16 protein-coding genes and 6 tRNA genes are annotated in these 19,357 nt (G+C 59.5%); 9 read left to right on the plus strand and 13 right to left on the minus strand.

Annotated features, from left to right (window positions below; translation table 11 throughout):
- The first annotated feature begins 3 nt into the window (after positions 1–3).
- The 4 genes from G482_RS0109800 (at position 4) to G482_RS0109820 (ending at position 1,085) form a co-directional block, all read left to right on the plus strand.
- Positions 4–79, plus strand: a tRNA-Gly gene (locus G482_RS0109800).
- A gap of 37 nt (positions 80–116) precedes the next feature.
- A tRNA-Cys gene (locus G482_RS0109805) sits at positions 117–190 on the plus strand.
- A gap of 86 nt (positions 191–276) precedes the next feature.
- A tRNA-Leu gene (locus G482_RS0109810) sits at positions 277–361 on the plus strand.
- A gap of 253 nt (positions 362–614) precedes the next feature.
- Positions 615–1,085 (plus strand): hypothetical protein, encoded by a 471-nt coding sequence (locus tag G482_RS0109820; protein ID WP_156905386.1) that lies wholly within the window; start codon positions 615–617, stop codon positions 1,083–1,085.
- Positions 1,086–1,165: 80 nt separating this feature from the next.
- Here G482_RS0109820 and G482_RS0109825 read toward each other — a convergent pair whose 3' ends face one another.
- Positions 1,166–1,810 carry a pyridoxamine 5'-phosphate oxidase family protein gene (locus tag G482_RS0109825; RefSeq protein WP_028449892.1) on the minus strand — a complete coding sequence of 215 codons (645 nt, stop codon included), beginning with the start codon at positions 1,808–1,810 and terminating at the stop codon, positions 1,166–1,168.
- A 258-nt stretch (positions 1,811–2,068) separates the two neighbouring features.
- Here G482_RS0109825 and G482_RS0109830 point away from each other — a divergent pair, with 258 nt between their 5' ends.
- The gene (locus G482_RS0109830; RefSeq protein ID WP_028449893.1) at positions 2,069–2,959 is read left to right on the plus strand and encodes a CPBP family intramembrane glutamic endopeptidase; all 891 of its coding nucleotides are present in this window, start codon (positions 2,069–2,071) and stop codon (positions 2,957–2,959) included.
- A gap of 79 nt (positions 2,960–3,038) precedes the next feature.
- On the plus strand, positions 3,039–4,469 hold the full coding sequence (pdxR, locus tag G482_RS0109835; protein ID WP_028449894.1) for a MocR-like pyridoxine biosynthesis transcription factor PdxR: 1,431 nt from the start codon (positions 3,039–3,041) through the stop codon (positions 4,467–4,469).
- 78 nt (positions 4,470–4,547) lie between these two features.
- On the opposite strand, the gene G482_RS0109840 is transcribed toward pdxR, so the two are convergent.
- The 11 genes from G482_RS0109840 to folD all read right to left on the minus strand — a co-directional run bounded on the left by G482_RS0109840 (position 4,548) and on the right by folD (position 17,663).
- A complete protein-coding gene (locus G482_RS0109840; protein ID WP_028449895.1) occupies positions 4,548–5,972 on the minus strand; it encodes an efflux transporter outer membrane subunit in 1,425 nt (474 codons plus the stop codon).
- 10 nt (positions 5,973–5,982) lie between these two features.
- Positions 5,983–7,938: a MacB family efflux pump subunit gene (locus G482_RS0109845; RefSeq protein ID WP_028449896.1), complete on the minus strand. Its 1,956-nt coding sequence runs from the start codon at positions 7,936–7,938 to the stop codon at positions 5,983–5,985.
- Positions 7,931–9,109, minus strand: coding sequence for a macrolide transporter subunit MacA (macA, locus tag G482_RS0109850; protein WP_028449897.1), 1,179 nt, complete (start codon positions 9,107–9,109; stop codon positions 7,931–7,933). The genes G482_RS0109845 and macA overlap by 8 nt, the downstream gene beginning before the upstream one ends.
- Before the next feature lie 344 nt (positions 9,110–9,453).
- Positions 9,454–10,164, minus strand: a complete 711-nt coding sequence (locus G482_RS0109855) for an electron transport complex subunit E (protein ID WP_245575274.1) — start codon at positions 10,162–10,164, stop codon at positions 9,454–9,456.
- A 4-nt stretch (positions 10,165–10,168) separates the two neighbouring features.
- The gene (gene rsxG / locus G482_RS0109860) at positions 10,169–10,795 is read right to left on the minus strand and encodes an electron transport complex subunit RsxG (protein ID WP_034619459.1); all 627 of its coding nucleotides are present in this window, start codon (positions 10,793–10,795) and stop codon (positions 10,169–10,171) included.
- Complete coding sequence (locus G482_RS0109865) at positions 10,792–11,847, minus strand: RnfABCDGE type electron transport complex subunit D (RefSeq protein WP_028449900.1); 1,056 nt, start codon at positions 11,845–11,847, stop codon at positions 10,792–10,794. The genes rsxG and G482_RS0109865 overlap by 4 nt, the downstream gene beginning before the upstream one ends.
- Complete coding sequence (gene rsxC, locus G482_RS18090; RefSeq protein ID WP_084414590.1) at positions 11,844–14,183, minus strand: electron transport complex subunit RsxC; 2,340 nt, start codon at positions 14,181–14,183, stop codon at positions 11,844–11,846. Before rsxC ends, G482_RS0109865 begins: the two co-directional genes overlap by 4 nt.
- Positions 14,183–14,743: an electron transport complex subunit RsxB gene (gene rsxB / locus G482_RS0109875; protein WP_028449901.1), complete on the minus strand. Its 561-nt coding sequence runs from the start codon at positions 14,741–14,743 to the stop codon at positions 14,183–14,185. Before rsxB ends, rsxC begins: the two co-directional genes overlap by 1 nt.
- Positions 14,740–15,321, minus strand: coding sequence for an electron transport complex subunit RsxA (gene rsxA / locus G482_RS0109880; RefSeq protein ID WP_028449902.1), 582 nt, complete (start codon positions 15,319–15,321; stop codon positions 14,740–14,742). Before rsxA ends, rsxB begins: the two co-directional genes overlap by 4 nt.
- Before the next feature lie 168 nt (positions 15,322–15,489).
- Positions 15,490–16,521: a quinone-dependent dihydroorotate dehydrogenase gene (locus G482_RS0109885; RefSeq protein ID WP_028449903.1), complete on the minus strand. Its 1,032-nt coding sequence runs from the start codon at positions 16,519–16,521 to the stop codon at positions 15,490–15,492.
- A gap of 287 nt (positions 16,522–16,808) precedes the next feature.
- On the minus strand, positions 16,809–17,663 hold the full coding sequence (gene folD / locus G482_RS0109890; RefSeq protein WP_028449904.1) for a bifunctional methylenetetrahydrofolate dehydrogenase/methenyltetrahydrofolate cyclohydrolase FolD: 855 nt from the start codon (positions 17,661–17,663) through the stop codon (positions 16,809–16,811).
- A gap of 134 nt (positions 17,664–17,797) precedes the next feature.
- On the opposite strand from folD, the gene G482_RS0109895 reads away from it, so the two are divergent.
- From G482_RS0109895 to G482_RS0109905, 3 genes are all read left to right on the plus strand, one after another.
- Positions 17,798–17,874, plus strand: a tRNA-Pro gene (locus G482_RS0109895).
- A gap of 22 nt (positions 17,875–17,896) precedes the next feature.
- Positions 17,897–17,973: transfer RNA gene (locus G482_RS0109900), tRNA-Arg, on the plus strand.
- A gap of 30 nt (positions 17,974–18,003) precedes the next feature.
- Positions 18,004–18,079 (plus strand) — tRNA-His (locus tag G482_RS0109905).
- 69 nt (positions 18,080–18,148) lie between these two features.
- Here the strand turns inward: G482_RS0109905 and G482_RS0109910 are convergent.
- Positions 18,149–19,357 carry a protein-glutamate methylesterase/protein-glutamine glutaminase gene (locus G482_RS0109910; RefSeq protein WP_034619461.1) on the minus strand — a complete coding sequence of 403 codons (1,209 nt, stop codon included), beginning with the start codon at positions 19,355–19,357 and terminating at the stop codon, positions 18,149–18,151.

Consider the following 19,357-nt stretch of genomic DNA (forward strand, 5'->3'; position numbering starts at 1 on the left):
GATGCGGGATTAGCTCAGTTGGTAGAGCGATACCTTGCCAAGGTATAGGTCGAGAGTTCGAGCCTCTTATCCCGCTCCAAATTTTTAAGAAAGCCCTGGCTTTCTTTGCCCATTACGGCGGGTTAGCAAAGTGGTTATGCAGCGGATTGCAAATCCGTAGACATCGGTTCGATTCCGGTACCCGCCTCCAAACTGAAAAGCCCAGCGTTGCTGGGCTTTTTTGTAGCGCCGCGATCTATTCAGCCGGTTGAAAGCCTGCTAAACTGCGCGCACTGTGCCCGGATGGTGAAATAGGTAGACACAAGGGACTTAAAATCCCTCGCCGCAAGGTGTACCGGTTCGATTCCGGTTCCGGGCACCACCCCATTAGCAGCAACGCAGCAACTCCAAATCGGCAGCACGTCTGTCGTAGCAAAACCCGCATCGAGCCTCGCTCTGCGGGTTTTTTATTGCCCGCGCTTCGCACGCAGTGCTTGCCCTGCCACTGTGCAGATTAATCGCTCGGGCTTGCGCCCGCCTTGAAGCGCCAGCGCTGCGCGCGTTACGCTAAGCACCCGATTGCAGCAGCCGGCAGCGCCAACACGGCCGCCGTTTTCCAGCGAGGCTACGCCAATATGCGCCATCTCATCCCCACGCTGTGCATACTTGCCACCTCGACCGTGGCCATGGCGCTAAGCAGTGCCGAGCGCCAGGTATTACTGGAATCCATCCGCCCCGAAGCTAGCCGCCAAGCCGGGCAAGCCGTGCGCTTTCGGGTCGAGCAACTCAATCACGCAGGAAATTGGGCCGTTATTGTTGGTGGCCTGATGGCAGCAGAGGGCAAAACGCTAGACTGGAATAAGGCCGCGCAATGCGACCCCGATCTCGATAAGATGCTGTGGGTGGTGGCCAAAAAAACCCAGCGGCGCTGGCAGGTCGAGGAAATGTACATTTGCTCGCCCGAGCCACCCTATTGGTACATAAAGCCGAAAGTCGCCTTTGCCCGCCCCTGCCAGCTGTATGCAGGGCTACAGCTCGATGGCCGTCACACGGTTGAGCAGCAATGCCAGCAATATCAGTCGCGGCGGCTGCGACAGGCGAAGTGAAGCGAGCCAGCAGTCGATACCCAATTGGGTATACGACCAAAGCCTTTTACCAACAATAGCCACAGCCATATACCCCAACCTCACTTCACTGACCAGTCCTGCGCATAGGCCGGCAGCGGCTGCGTACAGTCGGCATCGGCTTGCGGCTCACCGCGCGTCATGGTGAGCGGCAATACCCCGGTCCAGGCGGCGATGTGCAGATCTTTTTCATCGTCTTCGGCGCCGCCACTACGGATTTTGCAAGCCGCTTCGGCCAGGCTAATTTTCAGCACAATGGTCGCGCCCAGCTCTTGCGGGCTGCCGCGGCGAATTTCGGCATTCCGCCCTGGGGCAAGATGATCCATAAAGGCATCTAGCGCGGCGGCTTTGGCTTCTTCGCCTTCAATCCGCTCAAACTGGCCATAAATCACGGCCGAGCGATAATTCATCGAATGATTAAACGCCGAGCGCGCCAGCACCAGCCCATCGAGGTGGCTGACGGCAATACTTACCGGCGCCCCACCGGCCAGATGCTTCATCAGCCGGCTGCCATTCGAGCCATGAATATACAAGGCATCGTCGATCCGCCAGTAGGCCATCGGCAAGCAATGCGGGCCGCGCTCATCGTGAAACGCCAGATGGCACAAATAGTGGCTATCCAAAATCGCATACAGGGTGCTGGGCGCGTAATCGGCGTTTTCCGGAATGCGGCGGATACGGGTGCGGGGGCTCGGTGCGGAGGACATAGCTAGATCTCGTTGCAAATAAAACGCCAGCATAGCCAAAGCGCTGGCTCCAAGATAAGATCCATTCGCCACAAAATATCAGGTACCACTCACTTAAATCGCCCGCGGCGCCGGCTGAAGCTCGGCCGCCAGCGCCCCGAATCCCCCATGCGCCAGATTGGCGAATTTTGTGCTGTGCAATCTAGATCGCACACCGGCTCGCTATACTCAACCCAGCATTCGTCGCTAACACCGCGTATTCATACACAGGAGAAAAGCATGACCGCACCACTGGCACCCAGCAAACTAGGCTGGCTTCGCTGGCTACTCGCCACTCCGCCATGCCGCATTTTGCTGCTTGGCCTTGTCTTTCTCGTGATGATGGGGATGAATACCGATGTAATGACCAGCTATGCTGCCCAGCCGGTCAAAGCGGCGGCACATATTATTGCGTTGTGTATTGCCGGCTTTGCTATTTATATCGCTTATTCCCATTTTATCGAGCAGCGCCAGACCAGCGAGCTGGGTGTGAGTGGCCTGGGCCGCGAACTGGGGATCGGGCTTTTGGTTGGGGTCGGCTTATATACGATCTGTGAGCTCGCGCTGATGGCGCTGGGGATTTATCGCATTACCGGCCTCAATAGCTGGAATTACATGCTACCGGCCGTGGCCATGGCGCTGAGCTCTAGCGTTTTTGAAGAGCTACTTTTTCGTGGCGCACTGTTTTTATCGCTAGAGCGCTGGTTGGGCAGCTGGATTGCACTGGTGGTCTCAGCACTGGTCTTTGGGCTGACGCATCTCACCAACCCGGCGGCGACGCTCGAAGGGGCGCTATTTATTGCGGTTGAAGCGGGTATCTTGTTGGCCGCGGCGGTTATGCTGACGCGCCGGCTGTGGCTGAGCATCGGCTTTCACCTGGCCTGGAATTACACCCAGTCGGCCATTTTCTCGGGCATTGTCTCTGGCAATGCGCCGCAGCAAGGCCTGATTCGCTCCACGATGCAGGGCCCAAACTGGCTGACCGGGGGCCAATTTGGCGTTGAATCATCGATTTTGGCGCTTACTGTCTGCACCGCCACCGGCATCATTCTGCTGCGCATGGCGGTTAAACGCGGCAAAATCATTCCGCCCTGCTGGCAACGCCAAGCCAGCACAGCAGCCAGCGCCTAACCTCTATCCCGCGCCAGCCGTAGGCAAGAACCTGCAGCTGGCCCACTCTTCTACCCCAGCCTCAAGCCAAACGATCATCATGGATTTTGCCCTTTTGCTGCACCAGTTTGCCGCAAGTAATGCGCGCAGCTCGCGCCAACAACAGCTGTATACTGCGCTGCGCAGTGCAATTTTGCAGCGAACTTTAGCGCCTTTGCAGCGCCTACCGGCCAGCCGCCAGCTGGCACGCGAGCTGAGCATCGCCCGCAATGCCGTGGTGTTCGCCTATGAGCAACTGGCCAGCGAAGGCTTACTGGAAAGTGGCCCGCGCGGCACGCGGGTGGCAGCGCTGCCGGCCGTACCCAGCGTGCCTCACACCCCGCAACGCGGGCTGTCGCAACGCGGGCAGGCCTATCAGGCGCCGTTTGCCGATGTCGATACCCTCGCCCCGTTCACGCCTGGCGTGCCGGCGCTGGCCGAGTTTGACCACGCCCGCTGGCAACGCTTGCTGGCCAAACAATGGCGCACCGCCCGCCCCAGCCAGTTGGCCTATGGGCAAGCGGCGGGCGAGCCGGCGCTACGCGAAGCGATTGCCGGACATTTGCGCGCTGCGCGCGGGGTGGTCTGCGATGCCAGTCAGGTGTTGATCACCGATGGCACCCAAGCCAGCCTGGATTTATGCGCCAAGCTGTTTGCCGATGTGGGTGATGTGGCATGGGTGGAAGACCCGGGTTACGGCGGCGCGGTCAATGCCTTCACCAGTGCGCAATTAGCCGTGCGCGGCATTGCCGTCGATGCCGACGGCATCAAGCCCAGCGCTGCCGATTGGCAAACCCCGCCACAGCTGATTTATGTAACGCCCTCGCATCAATATCCGCTTGGGCATGTGCTGAGCCTACCGCGCCGCTTGGCGTTGCTGGCACAGGCGCAACAGCATGGCACGCTGATTATCGAAGACGATTACGATAGCGAATTTCGCCGCGCCGGCCCGCCGCTACCGGCAATGCAAGGCTTGCTGCCCGACGCGCCGGTGCTGTATCTGGGCACCTTCAGCAAATCACTCTTCCCCGCCTTGCGCACCGGCTATCTGGTGGTGCCGCGCGCCTATGTGCAAGCGGTCACGGCGATGCTGGCGCAATGCTATCCGCGGGGCCGCCAGCTGGAGCAATTGGCACTCGCCGAGTTCATTCAAAGCGGTGAATATGCCGCGCATTTGCGCCGGATGCGCAAGCTCTACAGCCAGCGCCGCGATGCGCTCAGCGCCGCGCTTGAGCGCCATTTTGGCCCGCATGCCACGCTGTACGGCGGCGCCGCTGGTATGCATTTAGCGCTCGAGCTCAGCCCCGAATTCGACGCCAGCGCCAGCAGCCAGCAGGCCATCGCCCACGGCCTGATCGCCCGCCCGCTCGCGGCGTATTGCTGGCAAGCCGAGCATCGGCGCAATGGTTTTATCCTCGGCTACGCCCAGATCCCCGTCGAGGAAGTTGATGGTTTGGTGCGGCGGCTGGCGAGCTACGCGGGGATACCCTGAGCAAGTATCCCCACCAAACCACCAATTGAAGAGGCTTTCAGCCCAATACCCCAAGTGAAGTTCGCCACCAACGCGGTGCTAGCGAGCGGCCTGCGCAAGGCTGTCTGGCGTAGCGGCATCCGGTGCGCCACCCAGTGCGCGGTAGACATTGCTACTGGCTACTGCCAGCTGATAGCGCTGCTGCAGCAGCTGATTTTGCACCTGCTGCCGCCGCGCCTGCGCGCTGAGTACGCTATCAAACTGAATCACGCCCGCCCGATAACGCAGCTCGGTTTGCCGCTCGGCCTGCTCGGCATCGCGCAATTGCGTGGCCAAGAGTGGCTGATTGGCTTGCAGCTGGCTGCGGCTGGCCAGCGCGATTTCCACTTCCTGCAGAGCCTGATACAGCTTTTGCCGGTAGCCAACCACCGCGGCTTCGTAATCCAGCGCGCTGATTTTCAGCGCGGTATCGCGCTTATGCCAGTTGATAAATGGGAGCACTAGCCCGGCGCCGAGCTGCGCCACCGGATTCACCAGCAGATTACTTAGTTCTTGGCTATTACTGCCCAACGAGCCAGTGAGCGACAGGGTGGGATACCAGCTTTTGCGGCTCACCGCTTCGTCGGCAAAAGCCGCTTGCAGATTGGCGCGGGCGCTAGCCAGATCAGGCCGCCTATCAAGCACCTCGGCGGGCAAGCCTGCCGGCACAGCAGGAAATTCGCTCGGCAGCGCGGCCTGCAGCTGGGCGTAGGTGGCCGGGGGCTGATCGAGCAAGGTGGCCAGCGCCCAGCGGCTTTTATCCAGCGCCAGCTGGGCTTCGAGCACCCGGCTACGCTGCTGGGCCACGCTATCGCGCGCCTGCGCCACATCCAGCCCAGACACATAGCCCGCCTGATAGCGGGTATTCACCCGCGCTTGCAGCGCTTCGGCGCGGGCCAGATCGGCCTGCGCCAGCGTCAGGGCGGCTTGCTCGCGGGCGATGGCCCAGTAGGCTTGGGCCACTTCGCTGCGCACCGATTGGCGCAAAGCCTGCCAATCGCTGGCGCTGGCCGTGGTGCGCCAGCTGGCGGCGCGGGTTTGATCGGCAAGCTTGCCCCACAGATCAAGCTCCCAGCTCGCTGATAAACTCAGCCCAAACGAATCGCTGGTATGACGTGCCGGATCTAGCTGCCAGGCGGCGCCCGAATTCGCCGAAAGGCTGACATTAGGTAGCTGGGCTTGCTGATTTTGCGTCACCAGTAAACCGGCTTTGCGCCAGCGCAGCGCTGCCTGCGCCAGATCGGCATTTCGGCTCAGGGCCTCGGTTTGCAACTGCAGCAGCTGCGGGTCGGCAAAGCTGGCCCAAAATGCCGCATCGGCCGCCGGCTGGCTGGCCTGACTGGCCGTAGCACTTTGCCAGCTGGCCGGGGTATTCACCGCCGGCGCTTGCCAGGCCGGGCTCGCGCACGCGCCCAGAAAAGACAGCAGCGCCAGCGATACACCAATGGGTATAGCCTTATAAACCTTACTAAAATTAGCCTGCATAGATATACCCCTACTCGCGCGCCAGCGCTTCAATCGGCGCCAACTGCGCAGCCCGCCGGGCGGGCAGAAAACCGAACACCATGCCAATCCCGCTGGCGCACAGCACCGCGATACTGATGGTGGAGAAAGACAGCACCATCTGGAAATCTTTCACCAGCATATTCACCAACAGCGCCAGCGCCCCGGAGAGCCCGATCCCAATCGCCGCGCCCAGCAAACACACCAGCACGGCTTCGATCAGAAACTGGCTGCGAATATCGCCCTGCCGCGCGCCCACGGCCATGCGAATGCCGATTTCATGCGTGCGCTCCGTCACCGACACCAGCATGATATTCATGACCCCAATGCCGCCCACCACCAGCGAAATCACCCCGATCATGGTCAGGAAGAGCTTGATGCTATTGGCCGTGCTTTCAAACGACTTCATCAGGTCTTCCATGGTGCGGGTGTAAAAATCCTGCTGGCCGTGCTCTAGCCGGATGCGGCTGATGATGGCTTGCTCGGCCGCCTTCACCGGCAAGCCGGGTTTCACCTGCACCGTGATCAGATTGAAATGCAGCTGGCCAAAGAGCCGGCTGGCCGCGGTGGAATACGGTAGCCACACATCCAGGCTATCGCTACTCATAAATCCGCTGGATTTCGCCTCGGCCACGCCGATCACCTGCACCGGTATCTTGCCCAGCAAAATAATCTGCCCAATGCCATCGGCGCTGCCAAATAGCTTGGCGCGGGTACTTTCGCTGATCACCGCCACCTGCGCCTGCCGGCGCACATCGTCATTGCTAAACGGCACCCCGGCTTTAAAACGCTGATCGCGCAAGGTGAAATACGCCGGCGCCACGCCCTGCACGGCAGCGTTGACGTCGATATTCTGGTAGCGCACCCGCGCGCCGATTTGCGTCAACGGCGTCACCGCGGCCACGTAAGGCTCGGCCTCGAGCGCGCGCAGGTCTTTTTCGCGCAGGGTTTTGATGCTGGCGGCTTTGTCATCCCCCGGCCCTGTGCCGGGGCGGATATCGATATTGCTGGTGCCCAGGCCCGAGAAATTATCCAGCACCTGTTTTTCCATCCCCTCGCCCAGCGCCATAATCGTCACCACCGAGGCAATACCGATAATAATCCCCAGCATGGTCAGCAAGCTGCGCATGCGGTTGGCCAGCAAGGCGCGCAGCGCCATGGTAAAAGCCTCTTGCCAGCGGCCCAGCAAGGCCTGCGCCTGCCGGCTGTGATGCAAGCCTGTGGGCGCCACTTCGGGTACGGCCAGCGCCAACCGCGCCGGATTGGGCGCATCCGAAACAATCTCGCCATCGCGAATCTCGATAATCCGCTCCGCCTGCGCCGCCACCTTGCTATCGTGCGTCACCAAAATCACGGTATGGCCCTGCGCGTGCAGCTCTTGCAAGATCTGCAGCACATCCTGGCCGCTGCGGCTATCCAGCGCGCCGGTCGGCTCATCGGCCAAGATCACTTCGCCGCCATTCATCAGCGCCCGGGCAATCGACACCCGCTGCTGCTGGCCACCGGAAAGCTGCCGCGGTCGATGCGCCAGCCGCTCACCCAACCCAAGCCGGGCTAACAATTGCTCCGCGCGGGCTTGGCGCTCATCGGGTGGCGTGCCGACATACACCGCAGGCATCGCCACGTTTTCGGTGGCTGTGAGCCCACCCAGCAAGTGATAGCGCTGAAAAATAAAGCCAAAATGATCGCGGCGCAGTGTCGCCAGCTCGTCGGCATCCAGCTCGCTGACTTCACGCCCCGCAAAGCGATACGAGCCGCTGCTGGCGCTATCCAGCCCACCCAGAATATTCATCAAGGTGGATTTACCCGAGCCCGATTGCCCGATAATCGCCACCATTTCACCGCGGCGGATGGTGAGATTCACCCCGCGCAAAATCTGGACGACTTCATCGCCAGCCGGAAAGCTGCGGACGATATCGCATAATTCAATAATCGGCGTCTCAGCCATGGCCAGGCTCCGGCTCAGGGTGGCCATCATCGCCAGGCTTTTTGCTGCTGTCGGCGCGGCTCACCACGACTTTTTCGCCGGCTTGCAGGCCTTTACGCACCTCGGCATTCACATTGCCTTTCACCCCGATCTCCACCTGCCGCGTGCGCAGCTGGCCATCGGCCTCTAGCACCGTCACCGTATAGAGCTGGCCTTTGGGCTGGCTTAGCGCCGCCACCGGCACGGTGAGCACATTGCGCGCCCGATCCAGCAGGAAAGTCACTTGCGCCGTCATTTGCAGGCGCAATAGCCCTTGCTGATTGGGCACCAGAAACAGCGCATTGTAGAAAATGGCGTTATTGATGGTTTGTGGCGTGGGCTCGATGCCGCTGATTTTGGCCTCGAAGCGGCGCTCCGGGGCGCCCAGCACGCTAAAGTACAGCGGTGTACCGGGTTTGAGGCGCACGATATCGGCTTCGGCCACCTGGGCTTTCACCTGCATATTGTCCATCGCGGCCAGGGTCAGGATCGGCGGCGCGGACTGGATCGCATTCACGGTCTGGCCTTCTTTGGCGGCAATCGCGGTCACCACGCCATCCATCGGCGCCACAATGCGGGTAAAACCCAGATTGGTACGGGCTTTTTCCAGCCGCACTTGAGCTTCTTTCAGCTGCGCGGCGATCATGCGGATTTCCGCACGCCGGGTTTTCACCGCCAGCTGGGCGGCATCGAACTCTTTGCGCGCGGTGGCATCGCCGCTCAGCATCAGCTGCTGCCGCGCCAGCTCTTGCTCGGCCTCATCCAGGGCGAGTTGGCGCACAGTTTGCTGCGCCTCGAGGCCATCAATCGCGCTTTGGGCCGCGTCGAATTCGGTTTTGGTGACGCTAGGGTCAATCTCGGCCAAGAGATCGCCTTTTTTCACCCGATCGCCCAGCGCCACCGCCAGATGCTGAATCTGCCCCGACGCCTGTGCGCCCACTTCGACCGTTTTGGCCGCATCGACCACGCCGGTGGCCAGCACCGAGACTTCAACGTCGCCCTTGCTCACCACCGCAGTAATCACCTGGCTGGCCGGATCAACCGGCTTGCGCCCCCACAGCCACCAGGCCACGCCCACGATGAGCGCGAGCCCCACCCAGCGCCAGAATCCCAGCTTGCGCCAGCCCTGCTTGATTGCCGCCAGCCTACTCATACCTTACCTCATTCACTCTGCATATTGGTTAGGCGCTAGCATAATCCAAAGCCACTACCCGGCAATAGCGGGCAAGCTTAAGTGCGACTTAATACCGTGTGAATAGGTCGCAGGCATAAAAAACGGCGCCGAAGTGCCGTTGCAGGCTGCTGTCAAAGTGGAAGAGCCATCTTCTTCAAGTCTCGGTCAAGCCGAGCCTAGGAAAAAAGGCTGTCAAGCTGCAGCCTTGATGTTCTATACCCACCCCTCCCGTCCCCTCCTTGAGGGGCGCCTCGCTTCGCGAGTAGGGTTGATCCGCAAGCAAAAACGGCGCCGAAGCGCCGTTGTTTTGGTGTTACCGTAATTTAGCTGGCGGCCTGTGGCTCCGCAGGGGGCGGGGCTAAGCGGGCGGCGGCTTTGGCACGCGCCTCGGCGCGACGATCTAGTGCCTGCTTACCGGCAATCAAAAAGCCCAAGCCAATAAACGCGCCGGGCGGCAGAATCGCCAGCAGGAATTGATAATTGTAATGCGCGGGGATCACATGAATCACCCAGCCTTGCGCTGCGGGGCCAAATACCAGATCAATGCCCGACAGCAGCGTGCCCTTGCCCACCAGCTCGCGCATCGCCCCCAGAATCCCCAAGACCAGCGTCAGCCCCAGCCCCATAAAAAAGCCATCCAGCGCCGACTGGCTGACAGGGTTTTTCGAGGCAAACGCTTCGGCCCGCGCCAATACGATACAGTTGGTGGTAATCAGCGGAATGAAAATCCCCAGCACCAGATACAGATCGTGCACATAGGAATTCATCAGCAGATCCACCATCGTCACCAGCGCGGCAATGATCAAAATAAAGATCGGCGCGCGCAGCTCATTGGGGACAAAATCACGGATCGCCGCAATCGCCGCACCCGAAATCAGCATCACGATACTGGTGGCCAAACCGAGCGACACGCCATTGATGATGTTGTTGGACATCACCAGCACCGGGCACATCCCCAAAATCGCCACTACACCCTGGTTTTGCTTCCAGATGCTGTTGTAGATAATGTCTTTTGCGTCTTGCCAGCTCATCATGGCTTTAAGCTCCAAAAACCACAGCCGGCTGTGCGGCCACATAATCGAGGGTGTTTTTTACCGCTTTCACCACCGCGCGCGGGCTGATGGTGGCACCGGCGGTGTAATCAAACACTCCACCGTCTTTTTTCACTTTCCACTCGCTTGCCGCTGGTGCGGCCAGCGATTTGCCATCAAAGCCTAAAATCCATTTGGATTTGAGCACATCGATGTAATCGCCCAGCCCCGGAGTTTCTTTATGCGCCACCACGCGCACGCCCAGCACTTGCCCGCTTTTGCTCACCCCGACCAGGAGCTTGATCTTGCCCGAATAGCCATCCGGCGCCACAGTTTCGATGACCGCGGCCACGGTTTGGCCAGCTTTTTTGGCGCGATAAATCTGCGCACCAGCTTCGTTATTCAGCTGCTTAAGCGCCACCGTATCTTGGGCAACGGCATCATCCAGCAGCTGATTATCAAAGCTGCCCGCCGGCAATACCTGTGCAATCAGGGCCACTTTGGCGGCTTTTTCATTGCCCAGCACAATGTCTTTGGTCAGCGTATAGGTGCCCGCCATCAGGGCGGTAAAGGTCAGCGCAAACACCAGCAAGGTCAGCGCGCCACGCACGCCATTTTGCAGCATGGTTTTCATGCTTTACCCCCTTTCGCCCCAACACTGCCACGCTTGCGGCCAAATACCGCCGGCTGGGTGTATTGATCGATAAATGGCGCGGCAATATTCATAATCAGCACAGCAAAGGCCACACCATCCGGATAACCGCCGTAGGTGCGGATCAACCAGGTGAGCAAACCAATCAACGCGCCGTAAATCAGCCGCCCCAGTGGGGTGGTCGGGGCCGAAACCGGGTCGGTAATAATGAAGAACGCACCCAGAATCGCCGCACCGCTAAAGGCGTGGAACAGCGGGCTGGCATAGCGAGCGGGGTCGATCAGATGAAACAGCCCCGAAAACGCCAGCAGGGCTGCCAGAAAAGCCACCGGCTTATGCCACTGAATCACGCGCTGCTGCAGTAAAAACAGCCCGCCCAAGAGATAAGCAGCCGCAATCCAGCCCATTTCGCTCGGCAGCCAGCCGGCCTGAAAAATCGCGCCCTGCAAAATATCCGGCAGCGCATGCTGCTGGGTCAGGCCGGTTTTTACCGCATCCAGTGGTGTAGCCGAAGCCAGGGTATCAAACGCCAAGCCTTGTGGTAATTGGCCTGTGAGGATATACCCAAACTGCTGCCAGCTAGTAAGCTCATGCGAGAGCAGCGAGAGTGGCGCATTCCAGCGGCCCATCTGCGCCGGAAACGACACGATCATCACTGCAAAACCCACCATGGCCGGGTTAAACGGATTTTGCCCCAGGCCGCCATACAGATGTTTGGCCAGCCCAATCGCGATCACCGTCGCCAGCACAATCATCCACCAGCTCGATAATGGCGGCAGCGACAGCGCCAGCAGCCAGGCCGTAACCACGGCCGAGCCATCGGTGATAAACGGCTTCACCGGGTAATTACGCAGCTTGAGGCAAGCTGCTTCGGTGAGCAGCGCGGTAACGGTGGCCAGCAGTAACTGCAGCACAATGCCGGCGCCAAACACATACACATACACCGCAATACCGGGCAGCAAAGCGCCGGCAACTTTCAGCATCACCAGCTGCAAGGGAGTGGGTTTTACCACATGGGGAGACGTTCGCATCATGCCTGACCTTCATCTTGCGCAGCTTGTTTCGCTGCTTTTTTCGCGGCAGCCGCAGCCATGGCGGCACGAATCTTGGCCGCTTTATCCGGATCTATCCCCGCTGCGGCTGGCGCTACAGCTTCTGGCGTAGACGCTGCCGCCGGGGCGGTACCTGCAGCTGCGGCGACTTCTGCGACCACTTCTGTCATCGAGGCTGCGGCAGGCTCGGCCACCGGCGCGACTTCGCCGCCTTCTTTGGCAGCTTTGCGTGCCGCGGCGGCAGCCATGGCCGCGCGGATTTTGGCCGCTTTTTCGTCGTCGAGCGCAGCTTTGGCGGGGGCTGCCTCAGTGGCGGTACTCGCGGCAGGGCTTGGCGCCACAGCGTCTTTATCTGGCGCAGCGGCGGCCGGGCTAGCAGCGCCTGCTTCTTTAGCGGCTTTTTTTGCCGCAGCCGCCGCCATCGCGGCGCGAATCTTGGCGGCTTTTTCTTCGTCGAGCGCAGACTTGGCCGGGGTATCTGCCGCAGACGCATCCTGTTCAGAGCTTGCAGAGGCATGCTCCACTAGGGTATCTGCACCAGCCTTTTTCGCTGCCGCAGCGGCTTTAGCCGCTTCAATTTTGGCGGCGCGCTCGGCGTCGCGGGCTGCGCGCTCTTCGGGGCTGAGCGCCTCTTGCGCGGCTTTTTCAGCGGCGCGTTTTTCCATTGAGGCGCGAATCTTCGCGGCCTGCTCGTCGCTCAGCACGTGCGGCACTTTGCCATTGCCGACCTGGGTAGGTGGCGCAGCCAGATCGCCCGCTTCGGCTTTCTTGGCCGCGGCGCGCGCCATGGCCGCCTTGATTTTCGCGGCTTTGTCATCAGCGTCCGCGGCTGGGGCGCCCGCATCGGCGCTGGCCGCAGCGGCAGTTTCAGCCGGTTTCGGCGCCGCTTTGGCAGCGAGGCGAGCGGCTTTTTCGGCTTTTTCGCGCTCTTCGCGGAATTGCTTGAATTCATGCCGCTGGCGCGCGGTATCGGCCGATTTTTTCGCCCGTTCGGCTTCCCAGATTTCGGATTTGGCAAAGCGGTAGTAATCCACCAGCTGAATGCTGGATGGGCATACATAGGCACAGGCGCCACATTCGATACAGTCGAAGAGATTCCATTCCTGCGCCTTGCCGAAGTTTTTGCTGCGCGAGAACCAATACAGATCCATCGGCTGCAGCTCTTGCGGGCAGGCCACCGCGCATTCGCCACAGCGAATACATGGCATTTCGGGCGCTTTGGGCGGGAAGCTGGCGGCGTCCATCGCAATCACGCAGTTGCCGGCCTTGGTGAGGCCCACCGCAGTCGATGGCAAGGTAAAGCCCATCATCGGGCCGCCATAAATATATTCGCGCGCGCTGCTGCCGCCGGCGAAGGCCAGCAAATCATCAATCGGTGTGCCGATCAGCGCATCCACATTCCCGGGCTTGGCTACGCCGCCCGTGAGGGTAACGATGCGCGAAATCACCGGCTCGGCTTGTTCCAGCGCGGCGTAGATACTGTAAATGGTGGCGATGTTAAAACACTGCACGCCCAGATCGGTCGAGCGCACGCCGCTTGGCACTTCTTTATTGGTCAAGAGCTTGATCAGCTGCTTGGCGCCGCCGGACGGATACAGCGTGGGCACCACCACCACTTCGGCGGCGAAACCGCAATGCGCCAGCGCTTCGCGCAGGGCATGCACGGCTTCGGGTTTATTGTCTTCTACCCCGATCAATACTTCGCGGGCATTGAGCATTTTGCGCACAATGCCGATACCGGCCACGATCTCGATCGCGCGCTCGCGCATCAGGCGATCATCACAGGTGATATAGGGCTCGCATTCGGCGCCATTGATGATCAGGGTTTGCAGCGCTTCGCGCCCGCCCAGTTTCAAGTGCGATGGAAACACCGCCCCGCCCTGCCCCACCACGCCCATCAGCTGCAGGTAATCACGAATCGCTTTGCCATCGCCGCGCTCTAGCGCGCCGCGCCAGTCAAATTTATCGCGGGCAATCCATTCATCGCGGCCATCGCTTTCCAGCGTCACGCACCACTCAGCCAAGCCGGATGGGTGCGCTACCTGCCGCGCATCAATCGCCACAATCCGGCCCGAGGTCGGTGCATGCACCGCCACCGACAGATTGCCATCGGGCGCGGCGATCAGCTGCCCTTTGCCGACGATATCGCCGACATTCACCACACATTTGGCGGGGTTGCCGATGCTTTGCTGCAGGGGGATTACCAGCTGCGCGGGCAGCGGGCCACGCGCAATCGGGCTGCGATTAGAGAGGTCTTTCATTTCCGGCGGATGCACACCGCCGTGGAAGGGGAAAATCTCGCGGGTGGTTTCCAGCATTAGGCCACCTTCTTCAATTGAATGATCGGATAGCGCCATTTCCAGGTGTTGACGTTTTCACCCACCGGCACAATGTCGATACAGTCCACCGGGCATGGCGCAATACACAGCTCACAGCCGGTACATTCGCTTTCGATGACGGTATGCAGATGTTTGGCTGCACCCACGATGGCATCCACCGGACAGGCCTGAATACATAAAGTACAGCCAATGCAGGTGTCTTCGCGGATGATGGCGACCGAGCGGGCTTTTTCGGCGCTGGCGCCGCCATCGTCGAAGGGCACAAAATCTTTGCCCAGCAAATCGGCCAGCTTGCGAATCCCGTCTTCGCCGCCCGGTGGGCATTTATTGATCTCGGCTTCTTCGTTGGCAATGGCAGTGGCGTAGGGTTTACAGCCCGGAAAACCACATTGGCCGCATTGGGTTTGCGGCAGGATGGCATCGATTTTATCCACCAGCGGATCTTCATCCACTTTGTATTTAATCGCCGCAAAGCCGAGGATTGCCCCCAGCACCAGCGCCAGAATGGCCATCACGGCCAACGCTAACAGAAAACTCATTTCACCAACCCAGCAAAACCCATAAAGGCCAGACTCATCAGCCCTGCGGTAATAAAGGCCGCCGGCGTTCCTTTGAAGGCCTGCGGGATGTCCGCCCCTTCCATGCGCTCACGCATGGCGGCAAACAAAATCAGAATCAGCGAGAAGCCCACCGCCGAGCCAAAGCCAAACACCAGCGATTCCATCAGATTGTGGCGCGCGGTTGAGTTGATCAGTGGCACGCCCAATACGGCGCAGTTGGTGGTAATCAGCGGCAGATAAATCCCCAGCGCCTGATACAGTGCCGGGCTGCTTTTATGGATAAACATCTCGGTGAATTGCACGATGGCGGCGATCACCACAATGAAAGACAGCGTGCGCAGGTATTCCAGCTTCCAGACGATCAAAAGCTGATCCATCATCCACGAAGTACCCGAGGCCAGCGTCAGTACAAACGCGGTAGCCAGGCCCATACCGATCGAGGCTTCCAGTTTCTTGGAAACCCCCATAAACGGGCATAGCCCCAAAATACGCACCAGCACAACGTTGTTGACCAGCACCGCGCCGACCAGCAGCAGCAGGTAATGACTAAAATCCATAGACTCTCACCGGAAAATCAAGGGCGAGCCCGCAATTGGCTCACAAAGCACCCGATATTGTAACGAAAAGCAAGCCACCGCGACCCGGGTCTAATCAAAAAAATACGATGAACTAAAATTAATAATTCATAAAGTCGATATGGTTTATCGACCTAATCGCACAGCGCCTTACTTACCTTGGCGCAGCGCCGCCAAAGCCGCCGCACATTCGCTCACCAAGCTTGGGCCCTGATAAATCAGCCCGCTATACACCTGCACCATGGCCGCGCCAGCGCGGATTTTCTCTACTGCATCTTCGCCACTCATAATGCCGCCCACACCAATAATCGGCAGCGCACCATCCAGCACTTGCGCTAGCTCGCGAATCACCGAGGTGGATTTGGCCCGCACGGGCTCACCCGAAAGACCACCGGTTTCCTGGCCATGCGGCAGGTTTTCGACCCCGGTGCGCGACAGCGTGGTATTGGTGGCGATCACGCCATCAATCTGGTGCGTAACCAGCAGCTGGCCGATTTCCTGAATCTGGTTGTTATCCAGATCCGGCGCGATCTTCACCGCAATCGGCACATAGCGACCATGTTGCTGGGCGAGTTTTTCCTGCTCGGCCTTCAGTTGCGCCAGCAAATCGCCCAGCTCATCACCCTGCTGCAGCTGGCGCAGGTTTTTGGTATTGGGGCTGGAGATATTCACAGTGACATAGCTGGCCGCCGCGTACACTTTGCGCAGACCAATCAGATAATCTTCCGCGGCTTTTTCTATGGGGGTATCGGCGTTTTTGCCAATATTGATGCCGAGTACACCACGATACTGGGCCTGGGTAACGTTATCGAGCAGATTATCGACGCCGCCATTATTAAAACCCATACGGTTGATAATTCCGCGCGCCTCCGGCAGGCGGAACAGACGCGGCTTCGGGTTACCGGGCTGCGGGCGCGGAGTAACCGTACCGATTTCCAGAAAACCAAAGCCCAGCTCGCCCAGCGCATCAATATAATCGCCGTTTTTATCCAGCCCCGCCGCCAGCCCCACCGGGTTGGCAAATTCAATCCCCATTACGGTCACCGGATCATTCGGTACGGTCGGGGCCAACGTGCGCAGAAAACCCAGACTATTGAGCAGACCCAATCCTTTAAACGCAGCGTGGTGTGCGCGCTCGGCTTCGAGCATAAACAATAGCGGTTTGGCGAGTTGATAAGCCATATTGTGTACCTTCTCCAGTGACACCAACGGCGCCCACCGGGCACCATTGGCAAATTGCAGCGTATATTCGCCACTCTGCTTGCTAACAAACCCCACTCGCGAAGCGAAGCGCCCCTCAAGGAGGGGACGGGAGGGGCGGGAATAGAACATCAAGGCTGCAGATTAAAAGCCTTAGTTCCCAGGCTCGGCTTGGCCGAGACTTGAAACATATTGCTATTCCACTTGCTCAGCAGCCAGTGCAGCGTATTTTCGCTGCTTGTTTTTAAGTTGCGCTACGTGTGGCTGGCTTAGCCGATGCGGTTCACGCACGCGTCGTAGGTGTTTTGCATCAGGGTGGCCACGGTCATCAGGCCAACACCGCCCGGCACCGGGGTGATCCAGCTGGCGCGCTCTTTGGCGGTATCGAATTCCACATCGCCACACAGCTTGCCGCTTTCCAGGCGATTGATACCCACGTCAATCACGATCGCGCCTTCTTTAATCCATTCACCCTTCACAAAATTCGGGATGCCCACGCCGGCCACCACCACATCCGCGCCCGCCACTTTGGCGGCCAGATCTTTGGTTTTGCTGTGGCAAACGGTCACAGTGGCACGCGCGAGCAAGAGCTCCAGCGCTTGCGGACGGCCCACGATATTCGACGCACCAATCACCACCGCATCTTTGCCCACCAGGTCAATGCCGGTTTTTTCCAGCAAAGTCATCACCCCGCGCGGCGTGCATGGGCGCAGCAGCGGCATTTTCAAAGTAAGGCGACCGATATTATAAGGATGGAAACCATCCACATCTTTCACTGGATCGATCAGCTCGATTACCTTATCGGCATCGATGTGTTTAGGCAGTGGCAACTGCACCAAGATGCCATCCACGTCGTCATTTTGATTCAGCTCGGCCACCAGTTTCAGGACATCGGCTTCGCTAGTCTCTGCGGGCAGATCGTAAGCCAGTGAGGTAATCCCGGCGTTTTCGCACTGACGTTTTTTATTACCCACATACACCTGTGAGGCCGGATCGGAGCCCACCAGAATCACCGCCAGCGCTGGTGCGCGTTTGCCGGCCACCACGCGGGCATCAACCTTGGCGCGCACTTCTTGAACGATTTCTTGGGAAATGGCTTTACCATCAAGGATCTGGGCAGTCATGGCGGGAAACTCCGGCAAATGGGCAAAAACGAGATTTTCGCATTGATCGGGCTTTTTTGCACTTTTTAGCAAAATTTTTTGGGGAAGCCCTTGACGCCTGTGCAGCTGCTGCGTATAGTTCGGCCTTCTCTAGTCGGGGCGTAGCGCAGTCTGGTAGCGCACCTGGTTTGGGACCAGGTGGTCGTGAGTTCGAATCCCACCGCCCCGACCAAGAGACACACAAAGTATTGAATGTGCCCGTAGCTCAACTGGATAGAGCAACGGCCTTCTAAGCCGTAGGTTACAGGTTCGATTCCTGTCGGGTGCGCCAGCACACAGCGGCAGATTTCAAGGTTTTGTGGTGGCTGTAGCTCAGTTGGTAGAGTCCAGGATTGTGATTCCTGTTGTCGTGGGTTCGAGCCCCATCAGCCACCCCAAAGATAAAAAGCCCAGTCTTCGGACTGGGCTTTTTTGCGTCTATTAGTTAGCTCTCAAATACTGCCCGGCTAATGTACCGCCTGAATCAGCGGCACCACCTGCCCGAGCGCCACCACCTGTTGCGCTGCGCCAAGGGCAATTCCTTCTTTGGGCATGCCAAATACCACGCAGCTTTCTTCATCTTGCGCATAGGTTTGTGCGCCCGCTTGGCGTAATTCAAGCAGACCACGCGCGCCATCATCGCCCATGCCGGTCAGCAAAAATGCCACCGCATTGTGCCCGGCCGCAACCGCCGCGGAGCGAAACAGCACATCCACCGAGGGGCGATGGCGCGTGACCAGCGGGCCATCAATGACTTCTACGTAATATTCATTGCCATTGCGCCGCAATAGCAGATGCTTGCCACCCGGTGCCAATAGCGCTAAACCGCGTCGCATTCGGTCATTATGCTGTGCTTCGCGCACTTCGATCTGGCTGAGCATATCCAGGCGATCGGCAAAGCTGGCGGTAAACTTTTCAGGCATATGCTGCACAATCGCCAGCGGCGGGCAGTCTGGCCGCAACTGCGGCAGAATCTGTTCGAGTGCTTGGGTGCCGCCGGTGGAAGTGCCGATCACCACGATTTTGGGCGTGGCAGGCACCTGGGCCTTGCTGGCTGGGGCGGGCAGCACCGCATCGGCGGTGAGCTTGGGCGCTACGCGCCGCTCTTGCGCACCACGGGCCAGCGGGTCATCAAAAGCAGGCATAGGGGTGGCGGGTATTGGCTTGGCGGGCAAGGCAGGATTGATCTGCGGCGGCATACTGGCAGGGCGACGCAAGGCAGCACTGTCGTGTTCGGGCAAAGGCGGTAAGTTCAACTTTTGCACCTTAGCCTGGGCAGCGGCGCGAATCGCATGCACCAGCTCGGTACTGCTGGCGTGCATAAAATCGCGAAAACCAATCGCCGGTTTGTTGATCACGCACAGCGCCCCCGAGGCCAGCGCCAACAAGCTGAGCTCCACATTCCGCTCGGTCAGGGCCGACATCACCACCACCGGCGTGGGTTGCTCGCTCATAATGCGCCGCAAGAACGTAATGCCATCCATACGCGGCATGGCGATATCCAGCAGCAGCACATCGGGCCACTGCTTTTGCATTTTGTCGTAGGCAAACAGCGGGTCAAAGGCGGCACCAATCACCGTGATATCGGGCTCGCGCTGCAAAATCTCGCGCACCACCTGCCGCACAATCGCCGAATCATCGACGATCATCACTTTAATCGGCGCCGCCCTGCTCAT

The organism is Chitinibacter tainanensis DSM 15459, assembly GCF_000429785.1.
GTDB classification, from domain to species: domain Bacteria; phylum Pseudomonadota; class Gammaproteobacteria; order Burkholderiales; family Chitinibacteraceae; genus Chitinibacter; species Chitinibacter tainanensis.

Coding starts and splice junctions, on each gene's coding strand:
- G482_RS0109830 (WP_028449893.1), top strand. CDS start 2,069: ATGACCGCACCACTGGCACCCAGCAAACTAGGCTGGCTTCGCTGGCTA.
- G482_RS0109885 (WP_028449903.1), bottom strand. CDS start 16,521: ATGGCTTATCAACTCGCCAAACCGCTATTGTTTATGCTCGAAGCCGAG.
- rsxG (WP_034619459.1), bottom strand. CDS start 10,795: ATGAAAACCATGCTGCAAAATGGCGTGCGTGGCGCGCTGACCTTGCTG.
- G482_RS0109845 (WP_028449896.1), bottom strand. CDS start 7,938: ATGGCTGAGACGCCGATTATTGAATTATGCGATATCGTCCGCAGCTTT.
- pdxR (WP_028449894.1), top strand. CDS start 3,039: ATGGATTTTGCCCTTTTGCTGCACCAGTTTGCCGCAAGTAATGCGCGC.
- G482_RS0109865 (WP_028449900.1), bottom strand. CDS start 11,847: ATGATGCGAACGTCTCCCCATGTGGTAAAACCCACTCCCTTGCAGCTG.
- G482_RS0109825 (WP_028449892.1), bottom strand. CDS start 1,810: ATGTCCTCCGCACCGAGCCCCCGCACCCGTATCCGCCGCATTCCGGAA.
- G482_RS0109910 (WP_034619461.1), bottom strand. CDS start 19,357: ATGAGCAGGGCGGCGCCGATTAAAGTGATGATCGTCGATGATTCGGCG.
- rsxB (WP_028449901.1), bottom strand. CDS start 14,743: ATGAGTTTTCTGTTAGCGTTGGCCGTGATGGCCATTCTGGCGCTGGTG.
- G482_RS0109820 (WP_156905386.1), top strand. CDS start 615: ATGCGCCATCTCATCCCCACGCTGTGCATACTTGCCACCTCGACCGTG.
- G482_RS0109840 (WP_028449895.1), bottom strand. CDS start 5,972: ATGCAGGCTAATTTTAGTAAGGTTTATAAGGCTATACCCATTGGTGTA.
- folD (WP_028449904.1), bottom strand. CDS start 17,663: ATGACTGCCCAGATCCTTGATGGTAAAGCCATTTCCCAAGAAATCGTT.
- G482_RS0109855 (WP_245575274.1), bottom strand. CDS start 10,164: ATGATGAGCTGGCAAGACGCAAAAGACATTATCTACAACAGCATCTGG.
- rsxA (WP_028449902.1), bottom strand. CDS start 15,321: ATGGATTTTAGTCATTACCTGCTGCTGCTGGTCGGCGCGGTGCTGGTC.
- macA (WP_028449897.1), bottom strand. CDS start 9,109: ATGAGTAGGCTGGCGGCAATCAAGCAGGGCTGGCGCAAGCTGGGATTC.
- rsxC (WP_084414590.1), bottom strand. CDS start 14,183: ATGCTGGAAACCACCCGCGAGATTTTCCCCTTCCACGGCGGTGTGCAT.